The 11,330-nt window shown below is 65.9% G+C and carries 17 protein-coding genes; 4 read left to right on the top strand and 13 right to left on the bottom strand.

Features of this window, described 5'->3' with window-relative positions:
- The 3 genes from ACTS1X_RS04700 to ACTS1X_RS04710 all read right to left on the bottom strand — a co-directional run.
- Window positions 1–490: M48 family metallopeptidase (locus tag ACTS1X_RS04700; RefSeq protein WP_442613224.1), on the bottom strand; the 490-nt coding region annotated here is incomplete at its 3' end.
- A gap of 40 nt (window positions 491–530) precedes the next feature.
- Entirely contained in the window at window positions 531–965 is a 435-nt protein-coding gene (locus tag ACTS1X_RS04705) for a YcgN family cysteine cluster protein (RefSeq protein ID WP_442613225.1), read from the bottom strand.
- Between the two features lie 10 nt (window positions 966–975).
- Window positions 976–1,578 carry an SCO family protein gene (locus ACTS1X_RS04710; RefSeq protein WP_442613226.1) on the bottom strand — a complete coding sequence of 201 codons (603 nt, stop codon included), beginning with the start codon at window positions 1,576–1,578 and terminating at the stop codon, window positions 976–978.
- Between the two features lie 85 nt (window positions 1,579–1,663).
- Between ACTS1X_RS04710 and ACTS1X_RS04715 the strand changes: the two genes are divergently transcribed.
- Window positions 1,664–2,272 carry an ankyrin repeat domain-containing protein gene (locus ACTS1X_RS04715; protein WP_442613227.1) on the top strand — a complete coding sequence of 203 codons (609 nt, stop codon included), beginning with the start codon at window positions 1,664–1,666 and terminating at the stop codon, window positions 2,270–2,272.
- A gap of 2 nt (window positions 2,273–2,274) precedes the next feature.
- Here the strand turns inward: ACTS1X_RS04715 and ACTS1X_RS04720 are convergent, their stop codons facing one another.
- The 10 genes from ACTS1X_RS04720 to ACTS1X_RS04765 all read right to left on the bottom strand — a co-directional run bounded on the left by ACTS1X_RS04720 (window position 2,275) and on the right by ACTS1X_RS04765 (window position 8,346).
- On the bottom strand, window positions 2,275–2,757 hold the full coding sequence (locus ACTS1X_RS04720; protein ID WP_442613228.1) for an MmcB family DNA repair protein: 483 nt from the start codon (window positions 2,755–2,757) through the stop codon (window positions 2,275–2,277).
- Between the two features lie 58 nt (window positions 2,758–2,815).
- The gene (locus ACTS1X_RS04725) at window positions 2,816–3,157 is read right to left on the bottom strand and encodes a DUF1491 family protein (protein WP_442613229.1); all 342 of its coding nucleotides are present in this window, start codon (window positions 3,155–3,157) and stop codon (window positions 2,816–2,818) included.
- Window positions 3,154–3,666: a PaaI family thioesterase gene (locus tag ACTS1X_RS04730; RefSeq protein WP_442613230.1), complete on the bottom strand. Its 513-nt coding sequence runs from the start codon at window positions 3,664–3,666 to the stop codon at window positions 3,154–3,156. The genes ACTS1X_RS04725 and ACTS1X_RS04730 overlap by 4 nt, the downstream gene beginning before the upstream one ends.
- Window positions 3,626–4,090 (bottom strand): PTS sugar transporter subunit IIA, encoded by a 465-nt coding sequence (locus ACTS1X_RS04735; RefSeq protein WP_442613231.1) that lies wholly within the window; start codon window positions 4,088–4,090, stop codon window positions 3,626–3,628. The genes ACTS1X_RS04730 and ACTS1X_RS04735 overlap by 41 nt, the downstream gene beginning before the upstream one ends.
- A gap of 63 nt (window positions 4,091–4,153) precedes the next feature.
- The gene (hpf, locus tag ACTS1X_RS04740; protein WP_442613232.1) at window positions 4,154–4,741 is read right to left on the bottom strand and encodes a ribosome hibernation-promoting factor, HPF/YfiA family; all 588 of its coding nucleotides are present in this window, start codon (window positions 4,739–4,741) and stop codon (window positions 4,154–4,156) included.
- A 54-nt stretch (window positions 4,742–4,795) separates the two neighbouring features.
- Window positions 4,796–5,503 carry a DNA polymerase III subunit epsilon gene (gene dnaQ, locus ACTS1X_RS04745; protein WP_442613233.1) on the bottom strand — a complete coding sequence of 236 codons (708 nt, stop codon included), beginning with the start codon at window positions 5,501–5,503 and terminating at the stop codon, window positions 4,796–4,798.
- Window positions 5,491–6,105 (bottom strand): dephospho-CoA kinase, encoded by a 615-nt coding sequence (gene coaE / locus ACTS1X_RS04750; protein ID WP_442613234.1) that lies wholly within the window; start codon window positions 6,103–6,105, stop codon window positions 5,491–5,493. Before coaE ends, dnaQ begins: the two co-directional genes overlap by 13 nt.
- Window positions 6,102–6,914 carry a shikimate dehydrogenase family protein gene (locus ACTS1X_RS04755; RefSeq protein WP_442613235.1) on the bottom strand — a complete coding sequence of 271 codons (813 nt, stop codon included), beginning with the start codon at window positions 6,912–6,914 and terminating at the stop codon, window positions 6,102–6,104. Before ACTS1X_RS04755 ends, coaE begins: the two co-directional genes overlap by 4 nt.
- Complete coding sequence (locus ACTS1X_RS04760) at window positions 6,911–7,462, bottom strand: Maf family protein (RefSeq protein WP_442613236.1); 552 nt, start codon at window positions 7,460–7,462, stop codon at window positions 6,911–6,913. Before ACTS1X_RS04760 ends, ACTS1X_RS04755 begins: the two co-directional genes overlap by 4 nt.
- Window positions 7,463–7,494: 32 nt before the next feature.
- Window positions 7,495–8,346, bottom strand: coding sequence for a pyruvate, water dikinase regulatory protein (locus tag ACTS1X_RS04765; protein ID WP_442613237.1), 852 nt, complete (start codon window positions 8,344–8,346; stop codon window positions 7,495–7,497).
- Window positions 8,347–8,660: 314 nt separating this feature from the next.
- Here ACTS1X_RS04765 and hemE point away from each other — a divergent pair, with 314 nt between their 5' ends.
- From hemE to rho, 3 genes are all read left to right on the top strand, one after another.
- On the top strand, window positions 8,661–9,716 hold the full coding sequence (hemE, locus tag ACTS1X_RS04770; RefSeq protein ID WP_442613240.1) for a uroporphyrinogen decarboxylase: 1,056 nt from the start codon (window positions 8,661–8,663) through the stop codon (window positions 9,714–9,716).
- 3 nt (window positions 9,717–9,719) lie between these two features.
- Window positions 9,720–10,163, top strand: coding sequence for a CopD family protein (locus tag ACTS1X_RS04775; protein WP_442613238.1), 444 nt, complete (start codon window positions 9,720–9,722; stop codon window positions 10,161–10,163).
- Window positions 10,164–10,324: 161 nt separating this feature from the next.
- On the top strand, window positions 10,325–11,330 hold a 1,006-nt coding region (gene rho, locus ACTS1X_RS04780; RefSeq protein WP_442613239.1), incomplete at its 3' end, for a transcription termination factor Rho.

An 11,330-nucleotide genomic window follows, 5' to 3' on the forward strand; every position in this document is an offset into this window, starting at 1 on the left:
CATCGGGCGGCGCCATGACGAGCCGCCAGCTGTAGCGGATATTGCCGCTGGCCGCGCAGCTGCCCCAGCGGCTGCGCGCATCGCCGATGCTGATGCGCCCGACCTCGACGCCCGCGCGCCGCGCATAGCGATCGGTTTCGCGTTCGAGCGTCCGGCGCGCCTCGGCCTTCAGCCAGCGCAGGACCCGCGCGCCGACCGCTTCCTCGGGACCGCCGAGCGCCAGCCGGTCGCCGTCCAGCCTTGGCGTGCGCGGGCGATCGGGCGACCAGTCGACCAGGAGATCGCGCCCGCGATAGGGCACGGTTCCGCCAGCCTCGATCGGCCGCGTTCCCGGCAGTTTGGCGAGCTGCGCCTCGATCCAGCCGCGCTGGGTCTCGGCCCATCGCCGGGCCTTGGCGAGGCTCGACCGTTGCGGCAGGCTGAGCAGCACGCGGCCGTCGCGGGGATCCACGCGCAGGCGGAACGATCGCGCCCGCGGATGCCGTTTCACGGTGAGCGTCCGGCGACGGCCGCCGCCTTCGAAGACGGGATCAGAGGGCGCGGTCGACACAATGATGCTCGAGATCGCCGGCATCGAGTTCGGAAACCGTCCATCCGCGCACCGATTCCCCGGCGCGGTGCACGGCTTCCCGATCGCCGCTTACCAGATAGTGCCAGTCCGGCAGCGGCTCGCCGCGCGCCAGCAGCCGATAGGCGCAGGTCCGCGGCAGCCAGGGAAAGTCCTTCATGTTGCGCGCGCTCAGCCGCAGGCAGTCGGGCACCCTGATCCGGCGATGTCTGTAATCGGTGCAGCGGGCGGTTTCGCGGTCGAGCAGCTTGCACGCGACATTGGTCGCCTGGACGGCGCCGCTGTCCTCGTCTTCCAGCTTGTGCAGGCAGCATTTGCCGCATCCGTCACACAGCGATTCCCATTCGTCCCGCGTCATCCGGTCGAGCCGCTTGGTTTCCCAGAAATTGGCGCTCATCGGCCGGCCCTCACCGGGCCCAGCGCACCAGGGTCTCGGCGATCGCGTCCGGGCTGTCCTGCAGCGGCAGGATCGCCAGCGGTTCGCCCTCGGGGCCGAACAATATGGCGTTGTTGCTGTGATCGACGAGATAGTTGCCCGAGCCGTCATCCTCGCCGAGCTGGTAATAGACGCCGTAGCGCTCGGCCGCGGCATCGAGCGCCTCGCGCGAGCCCGACAGGCCGACCATCCGCGGATGGAAACTGTCGGTGAACTGGGTCAGCACCTCGGGTGTGTCGCGCGCGGGATCGACGCTGACGAAGATCGGGGTGATGCGCTCGGCCAGCGCCGGATCGCTCTCCTCGAGCACCCGCATCGCCTGACCGAGTTTCTGCATGTCGACCGGGCAGACGTCTGGGCAGAAGGCGTAGCCGAAATAGACGACGCGATTCTGGCCGGCGAAATCCGCCTCGCGGACGGTATTGCCATTCTCGTCGACCAGCTCGAAATCGCCGCCGATCGCGGCGCCCTCCAGCGGCGGAGACGCGGGCGTGGCGTTGCCGGAACAGGCGGTGAGCGCAACGGCGGCCAGCAGCGCCAGCGCATGAATTTTCAGGGGTTTGAGATCGTTCATGACAGGGCCAGTCATGCTTTGCTAAAGGGCGGGTTGCAAGTATCAAACGGGGTAAGTTTCCATGCGCGGGTCGACCATATCACGATTGCCCAGGCGAGCGACGGCTATCCTCGTCGCGGCGCTCGGCGCGCTGCTCCTGCCGGTCGCGGCACCGGCGCAGTTTTCCGACACCTATAATTTCCTGCGCGGCGTGCGCGACCGCGATTTCGCCACCGTGCGCGATCTCGTCGAACAGCCGAGCTCGACGGTGATCAACGTCCGCGATCGCTCGACGGGCGAAGGCGCGCTGCACATCGTGACGCGGCGGCGCGATTCGCAGTGGCTGCTCTACCTGCTTCGCCAGAACGCCAATCCCGACATCCGCGACAGCGAGGGCAATACCCCGCTGCATATCGCCGCGCAGATCGGCTATCCGGATGCCGTCAACTGGCTCCGGATAGTCAATGCCGAGCTCGACGCGCGCAACAATCGCGGCGAGACGCCGCTGATTCTCGCCGTGCAGCAGCGCAACGCCGGGATCGTCCGCCAGCTCGTCGATGCCGGGGCGAATCCCGATATCGCCGACAGCGTTGTCGGCCTTTCGGCGCGGGACTATGCCGCGCGCGACGGCCGCTCCGCCGACATCGTCACGATATTGGAGTCGGCCGAAGCGGCGACCGAAACGGCGCCGGTGATGGGGCCGACGCCCAACTAGGTCTAGTCGAAACCCGCGAGATGCGGATCTTCGGCCGCAAGCAGGCGGGCCGCCGCCCGGCGGGCGAAGCGCAGCGTTTCGGCCCGACGGCGCGAGGCGGCCAACGGCTGTTCCGCCGCTTCGCGCACGACCGCCGCATCATAGGGATCGGCGACGATGAGACCCGAAACGTCCGGCCGCAATTCCGCCCGCGCGCACAGATCGAGATCGAACCCGGCCGGCACGGCCCAGAAGAAGCGGTCGCAATAATCGAGATAATCGGGCCATTTCCGGTCGCCGAACAAGTCGGCGCGGCTGATCTTGATCTCGACGATCACGACATGGCCCTTCGCGTCGATCGCCATGATGTCGGCGCGCCGGCCGTTGCCGAGAGTCACTTCGCTGAGCGCGATCAGCTCCTGCCGGAAGAAGAGCCGAGCGACCCCGCGCGCGACCTGCGCGGCCTGCAGCCGCTCGTCGCCGCCGATGATGCCCGAATCCGCCATGCGCGATATCTAGAACAAAGACCGAACGAAAAAAAGAGGTGCCCGACCGGCGGGCGGCTCAGTCGGCTCCGATAAAGTCCTCGAGCCAGGATTCGGGTTCGTCGAGATCGATCTCGACGACCCAGATATCGGGATCGAACCGGCGCCGTTTTTCGAGATAGGCGGCGAGCGCTTCGGGATCGCCGACATCATCCGGGCCCGCCTCGACCCATCGATAGCTGCCGTCCGGAGCGAGCCCGCGCTCGCGCAAACCGCGGACGACGCCCCGATCGGCCAGCGCCAGCAGCACCGCGCCCGATATCTCGTCGCCCCTGGTCAGGACCATCGCATGACCGCCGGCCGCCTCGGCGCGGCGGCGCAGGGCGCCGGCCAGCATCTTGCTCGTGGTCCGGCTGCTCATGCCGGCAGGCGATATCCGGCGAGCGAGGAGAGCGCGATCCGCGATTTCATGAAAGTCCCGGTGCCGCGTGCCGCTTCCTCGCCCTCGACGTCGATCAGCCGCGCCTCGGCGACGAACACCCGGCGCTGACCGCTGACCCAGCGCCCCTCGGCGGTGACCGTCCCGCCCGTCATCGGCCGTGTGAAGAGCAGATTGAATCCGGTGGTCAGCAGGAACCGGTCCGAAACCAGGCTGTTCGCCGCGTAGAAGGCCGCATCGTCGAGCATCTTGAAATAGCTGGTACCGTGCACGGCGCCCGCGGCATGATAGTAGCGATCGTCGAGATCGAAGCGAATCCGGGCAAAACCGCTCTCGACGATCTCGAGCTGCGATTGCCAGATTGCGTTGATCGGCGCCGAATCATAGAGCGATTCAAGCGCGCGGAAATGCGCCTCGGCACCGGCCAGCGGCCGGTCCTTGCCGGCCGCATCAGGCAGCGTCCGCCGCCTCGAAACTCGCGAGCAGCGCATAGACGGCATCGGTGGACCGCGCGCCGCGCAGCTTGGCGACGAAATCGCCGTCGCGCAGCCGCCGGCTGATCCGCGCCAGCGCGCGCAGATGCGCCGCGCCGTCCGCTTCGGGCGAAAACAGCGCGAACACGCAATCGACCGGCAGGTCGTCGACCGAATTGTAATCGACCGGTTCGGTCAGGCGCAGAAAGACGCCGAACGGCTTGGCCAGGTTGTCGATACGGCCGTGCGGGATCGCGACGCCGTCGCCGAATCCGGTCGAACCCAGCTTCTCGCGCACGATGAGCTGCTCCTCGAGCGTCTCGGCATCGACATCGGCGATACGCGCCGCATGTTCGGCGATCAGCCGGAACAGCGCGGCCTTGCTCTCCACCGCATCGGCAAAAACGACGAATGCGGGGTTCGGAAACTCAAACTCGCTCATGAAACACCCTGGTTACGCAATGACGCACCGGCGGAAAACCGGCGATGGGAAATCGGATGGATATCAGTTCGTGCGATCGGGCTCGACCCAGCCGATGGATCCGTCCCGGCGCCGATACACCATGTTATATACCCCGGTGTCGCTGTTTTTGAAGAGCAGCGCGTTCGTATTGCGCAAATCGAGCATCCAGACGGCGTTGGAGACGCTCGCGTCCGGAATATCGACACTCGTTTCAGCGATGATCGGCGGATTGTCCGGCACGTCGTCCGCTTCGTCGCTGCCCTGGAAAACGGTATAGCCGGCGCTCGGTTCGGGAAGTTCGGGCGGCATTTCGCCATTGGCATGCTTGTGATGGTCCTTGAGCCGGTTCATGTGGCGCCGCAGCTGCTTTTCGACATGGCCGGCCGCTTCCTCGAACGCCGCATGCGCGTCGCTCGGGCTGTCCGCCTCGCCTTTCAGAATCACGCCCTGCATGACATGGGCGACGATCGCGCAGCGGAATCCGTGATCGTGCGGCCCCTTGCCGAACGTCACCTTGGCGGAAATCGCCCGGGAAAAATATTTGTCGGCGATCGCCGTCATCCGCTCCTCGACATGATCCTTGAGCGCATCGCCGGTTTCGACCTGATGTCCCGATACACGAATGTCCATTACGCTGTTCCTTCATCATCATGCGTCCCGCCCGCCGGGCGTGACGGCTTGCCTTCAACCCTTTGCCCGCCGCTCGGCCCATAGCGGGTCGGTCAGCCGGGCGACAAATGCGGCGTGGCGCGCCTTTTCCTCCGGCGACGCCGAATGCGGGCGCGGCTCGCGGACCGGACGGCGGGGCGCGCGGGCCGGGCCCGAGGGCGTTGTCGCCGAGCCGCTATCCGTCGATTCGTCGGCCAGCACGAGACCGATCTGCCGCCCGCCCGTGAGCTCGACATAAACCTGGGCGAGCAGCTGCGCATCGAGCAGCGCGCCGTGAAGCACCCGCTGGCTGCGATCCACCCCGTAGCGCGCGCATAGCGCGTCGAGGCTGTGCTTCGCGCCCGGATGCTTGGTCCGCGCGATCGCCAGGGTGTCGATCATCCGGTCCATAGCGACTGCGGCATGGCCCGCCCGTTCGAGTTCCGCATTGAGGAAGCCGAAATCGAACTGCGCGTTGTGCGCGACGAGCGGGCTGTCTTCGATGAAATCGATGAAATTCCTGGCCTCTTCCGAGAAGAGCGGCTTGTTGGCGAGAAAGGCGTCGGACAGCCCGTGCACCTCGAACGCCTCGCTCGGCATCTCGCGCTCGGGATTGCAATAGATGTGGAAGCTGCGCCCGGTCTCGACCCGGTTGACCATTTCGAGCGCGCCGATTTCCACCAGTCGGTGCCCGTCTGCAGGGCTGAGGCCGGTGGTTTCCGTATCGAAAACTATCTCACGCATTGTTTGCAATATCGGACGTCATGCGCCCGTAAGCAAGTGACGAGCGCGTCAACCTGTGCGCGCGTCTTTTCGAGCGGCGTCCCGGTGTCGATCACGAAATCCGCCCGCGCGCGCTTTTCCGCATCGGGCAGCTGCAGGTCTAGGATATGCTCGAATTTTTCGACCGTCATGCCGGGGCGCCCGAGCACGCGCTCGCGCTGGACCTCGGCGGGAGCGGAAACGACGATGACCGCGTCGAGACCGGCCTCGCCGCTTTTCTCGTACAGCAGCGGGATATCGAACAGGACGAGCGGGGCGTCGCGATGCGAGTCGAGAAAGGCGGCGCGGTTGAGCCCGACGACCGGGTGGATCAGCTCCTCTAGCGCCCGCAATTTTTCGCCGTCGCCCAATACCGCCTCGGACAGTTTCGCGCGATCGACGCCGGCGGGTCCGGTCGTGCCGGGGAACAGTTCCTCGATCGCCTGGACGAGCTCGCCGCCCGGCCCCTGCAGCCGGTGCACTTCGGCATCGGCATCGAACACCGGCACGGCGGCGGCCGCGAACATCGCCGCGACGGTCGACTTGCCCATGCCGATCGAGCCGGTGAGACCGAGCAGAATCATCGGATCAGCATCTCCCGCAGCGCCGCATCCCCGTCGCGCGGAGCGGGCCGGCCGAAAAACAGTTCGAACGCGACGGCCGCCTGGCCGATCAGCATCTCGAGTCCGTCCACGGTCACCAGACCCCTTTCCCGCGCGGCCCTCAAAAGGTCCGTTTCGAGCGGCGCGTAGACGAGATCATAAACGATCGCATCGTCCGGGAGCGGATCGAGATCAAGCGCCAGCGGCGGCTGGCCGGTCATGCCGAGCGGGCTCGCATTGACGAGCAGCGCGGCCGGCGGCAGCGGCGTGTCGATCGGCAGCGCCTCGCCCTCGAGACCAAACGCGGCCAGCAATCCGGCCGCCTTGAGCGGCGTCCGGTTGAACAGCGCGACATGCGCGACGCCTGCGCGTTTCAGCGCGAAGAGCACGGCCCGGGCCGCGCCGCCCGCGCCCACCACCGCCACCTCGGCGCCTTCCAGATCCAGGCCGGAAATCGGCGCATAGAAGCCGGCCGCGTCGGTGTTGGTGCCGATCAACGCACCGTCCTCGTCGCGCAGCACGGTGTTGATGGCGCCGATGCTCGCGCGCAGTTCGCCGCGATCCTCGACATGGTCGAGCGCGGCTTGCTTGTGCGGAATCGTGATGTTGCAGCCGCGCCAGTCGGGATCCTCTTTCCGCCGTGAGAAATAGCCGGCGAGACCGTCCGGCGTGACATGGGCCGCGCGATAGTCCGCTTCGATGCCGAGCGTCTCCAGCCAGAATCCGTGGATCGCCGGCGATTTGGAATGGGCGATCGGATCGCCGATCACTTCGGCATAGGGTTTGCTCATTTCGGCATCACTCCGCGCGCGCGCAGATAGTCGAGCAGTGGCAGCAGCGGCAGGCCGAGTATCGTGAAATGGCTGCCGTCGATCCGCGCGAAGAGCTGCGCGCCGCGACCCTCTAGGCGATAGCCGCCCGCGCAGCCGCCGATCGCCGGCCATTCGGCATCGAGATACGCTTCGAGAAAAGCGTCCGAGAAATCGCGCATCGCAAGCTTCGCGACATCGACATGGCGCCAGACCGGCCTGCCGCCCTCGCAGATCACGGCCGCACTCGTCTGGCTGTGCGTTTCGCCACGCAGGGCGGCGAGATGCGCGCGCGCCTCTTCGCGCGATTCCGCCTTGTCGAAGATCCGCGTATCGAGCGAGGCAACCTGGTCGCACCCGAGAACCAGCGCTTCGGGGAAACGGCGCGACAGTTTGAGCGCCTTCAGCTCGGCCAGCGCGTCGGCAAGGTTGCGCGCGAAAATGCCGTCGGCGCACAGGCTGGCCTTGGCCGCCTCCTCGTCGACGCCCGCAGCCATGGCGTCGAAGGGCACGCCGGCGGCTTCGAGCATCGCACGGCGCGTGCTGCTTTGCGAGGCGAGGATCAGCCGGGCGATGTCGTTTCGTCCGGTTGCATATGGCCGTCCCGGTTCGACCGGTCGCTGACGATGTTGAGGATCGCGGCCGCGCTTTCTTCGATCGAACGCCGGGTCACGTCGATGACGGGCCAGTCATTGTCGGCGAAGATCCGGCGCGCAAAGGCAACTTCGGCCTTCACCCGATCCTGGTCGACATAATCGGTTTCGGGCGTCTGATTGAGGCTCAGCAGCCGGTTGCGGCGGACCTGGACCAGCCGGTCGGGGCTCGTCGTCAGCCCGACGATGATCGGGTTCTTGAGCCGGTACAGCGTGTCCGGCGGCGGCGATTCCGGCACCAGCGGCACATTGGCGACCTTGTAACCGCGATTGGCGAGATAGATGCTGGTCGGCGTCTTCGAGGTCCGCGACACGCCGGCAAGCACGATATCCGCGCGGTCCCAATCTTCGGGCGCGACGCCGTCGTCATGCGCGATCGTGTACTGGATCGCCTCGACCCGCTGGAAATAGGCGGCGTCGAGCGCGTGCTGGCCGCCCGGGCGCTCCTTCGCTTCCATGCCGAGCAGCCGCGACAGCGCGTCGATCACCGGATCGAGCGCCGAGACCGCGGGCAGGCCCATTGCGCGGCAGCGGGTTTCGAGCCGTCGCCGGACATTGTGATCGACGAGCGTATAGAGCACGAGCCCTGGCTGCTTGCCGATATCGTCGAACACGCGGTCGACATGGCCTTCGCTGCGGACCATCGGCCAGAAATGCTTGATCGTCTCGACATCGTCGAACTGGGCGAGCCCGGCCTTGGCGATATTTTCGAGCGTTTCGCCGGTCGAGTCCGAGATCAGATGGAGATGGAGCCGGATCATGCGATGCCTTGATGACGGAGTCGGACGCGGACAAGCCTGTGGACAAGCCTGAAGACGGCGCTAGCTGAACTGCCGGGACGGAAGCAAGTCATCAAACCGCACCCGCTGACCGGATTTCGCTCCAGCGACTCTTCCACAGGGAACGGAATCCGCACACAGGATGTGAATATCCGGGATAAGCAGATCGACTCCCGAGAGCAGCGGGATTCAATCATGAGTCAAGCTGTTGGCTTTACCGGCAGGGCCGATTAAACCCCGTTGCCAAGCCTGCAACTGACTCCATCCATCTAATAATTATATAAGTATATATAGTGATAGAAGAGCCCCTCGAAGCGTCGGACAGCCGGCAAACGGACAAGAAACTGCTGGACGTCCTGCGCGGCGGACGGGCGGATCCGCCTCCCGTCTGGCTGATGCGCCAGGCGGGTCGGTATCTTCCCGAATATCGCGCACTGCGCGCCGAGAAGGGCGGGTTTCTCGATCTCGTTCATGACAGCGCGGCGGCGGCGGAGGTCACGCTGCAGCCGATCAGGCGGTTCGGGTTCGACGGCGCGATCCTGTTTTCCGACATTCTCGTCATTCCCCATGCGCTGGGACAGGATTTGCGGTTCGTTGCCGGGGAAGGGCCGCGGCTCTCGCCGCCGCTCGTCGACAGCGCGCTCGACGCGCTCGAGGCGGCGCCCGCCCGCCTGGACCCGGTCTACAGGACGGTCGAACGGGTCGCTGCGGCCCTGCCGCCCGAAACGACCTTTCTCGGCTTTGCCGGCAGCCCCTGGACCGTCGCGACCTACATGGTCGCGGGGCAGGGCAGCCGGGACCAGGGCGAAACGCGTCGCATGGCCTATGGCGACCCGCAGGCCTTCGGCGCGATCATCGGGGCGATCGCGGACAGCACGATCGACTATCTCGGCAGGCAGATCGAAGCCGGGGTCGAGGCGGTCCAGCTGTTCGACAGCTGGTCGGGCAGCCTGTCGCCGGCCCAGTTCGAACAATGGGTGATCGCGCCGACCGTGAAAATCGTTGCCGCGTTGCGCGCGCGCCATCCCGACACGCCGATCATCGGCTTTCCCAAGGGCGCGGGCGAGAAGCTTCCGGCCTATGCGCGCGAGACCGGCGTCGATGCGCTGGGGCTCGACGAGACGATCGATCCCGAATGGGCCGCCGGGGCCCTGCCACCCGACCTTCCGGTGCAGGGCAATCTCGATCCGCTGGCGCTGATCGCGGGCGGCGAGCGTCTCGACAGCGCGATCGACCGGATCATAAGGGCTTTCGCCGGCCGGCCGCATGTGTTCAATCTGGGCCATGGAATATTGCCCGACACGCCGATCGCCCATGTCGAGCATCTGCTCGACCGCGTGCGCGGGGAATAGGCGATGACGGAAGTCCTGACGCTCGCCTATCCTTGGCTGCGCGCCGCGCATATCATCTTCGTGATCTTCTGGATGGCGGGGCTGTTCATGCTGCCGCGCTACTTCGTCTATCACCAGGAAGCGCCGGAGGGGTCGGCAGAGGCGGGCCGCTGGATCGAGCGCGAGGACAAGCTGGCGACGATCATCATGAACCCGTCGATGCTGATCGTCTGGGTGCTCGGGCTGACGCTCGCCTATTATCTCAATATCTGGTCCGAGCCCTGGTTTCACGCGAAGCTTCTCTTCGTGATCGCTCTGTCGGGCTATCAGGGGTGGCTGATGGTCTATCGCAAGAAGCTCGCGCGCGGCGAACGACCGCTCTCGGGCAGGCGGCTGCGGATGCTCAACGAAGTGCCCGGGATCGCCGCGGCCGTGATCGTGATCCTGGTCATCGTGCGGCCCTTCTGACGCGCGGCCGGGCGCCGCTTTGTCTTGACTTGACCGGCATCGCTCCCTAATTCGCACGGCAAGCATCCGCTGCCCGTCCTTGCGCAGCGCGACACTTTTCCGGCGCATCTTTCTCAGGCACCGACGCTTTTCCCAATCCGATTTTCCGCCAGGAATCCATTATGCATCTCAAAGACTTGAAACAGAAAAAGCCGGCCGAGCTGGTCAAGATGGCCGAGGATCTCGGCGTCGAGGGCGCCTCGACCCTGCGCAAGCAGGACCTGCTGTTCGGTATCCTCAAGGCTGAGAGCGAGAATGGCGAGCAGATCATGGGCATGGGCACGATCGAGGTGCTGCCCGACGGCTTCGGCTTCCTCAGAAGCCCCGAAGCGAACTATCTGGCCGGCCCCGACGACATCTATGTTTCGCCCAACCAGGTGCGCAAGTTCGGTCTCAGGACGGGCGATACGGTCGAGGGCGAAATCCGCGGACCCAAGGACGGCGAGCGCTATTTCGCGCTGACCAAGGTCACCGAGATCAATTTCGACGATCCCGAATATCTGCGCACGCGCGTCAATTTCGACAATCTGACGCCGCTCTACCCCGACGAGAAGCTGACGCTCGACAGCGACGATCCGACGATCAAGGACAAGTCGGCGCGGGTCATCGACATCATCGCGCCGCAGGGCAAGGGCCAGCGCGCGCTGATCGTCGCGCCGCCGCGGACCGGCAAGACCGTGCTGTTGCAGAATATCGCCCGCGCGATCACCGACAATCATCCCGAAGTCTATCTGATCGTGCTGCTCATCGACGAGCGGCCCGAGGAAGTCACCGACATGCAGCGTTCGGTGAAGGGCGAGGTCATCTCCTCGACCTTCGACGAACCGGCGCAGCGCCACGTCCAGGTCGCCGAGATGGTGATCGAGAAGGCCAAGCGTCTCGTCGAGCACAAGAAGGACGTCGTGATCCTGCTCGACTCGATCACGCGTCTCGGCCGCGCCTACAACACGGTCGTGCCGTCGTCGGGCAAGGTGCTGACCGGCGGCGTCGACGCCAACGCGCTGCAGCGGCCGAAGCGCTTCTTCGGCGCCGCGCGCAATATCGAGGAGGGCGGCTCGCTGTCGATCATCGCGACCGCGCTGATCGACACCGGCAGCCGGATGGACGAGGTGATCTTCGAAGAGTTCA

Source organism: Parasphingopyxis sp., assembly GCF_052168275.1.
Taxonomy (GTDB): Bacteria; Pseudomonadota; Alphaproteobacteria; order Sphingomonadales; family Sphingomonadaceae; genus Parasphingopyxis.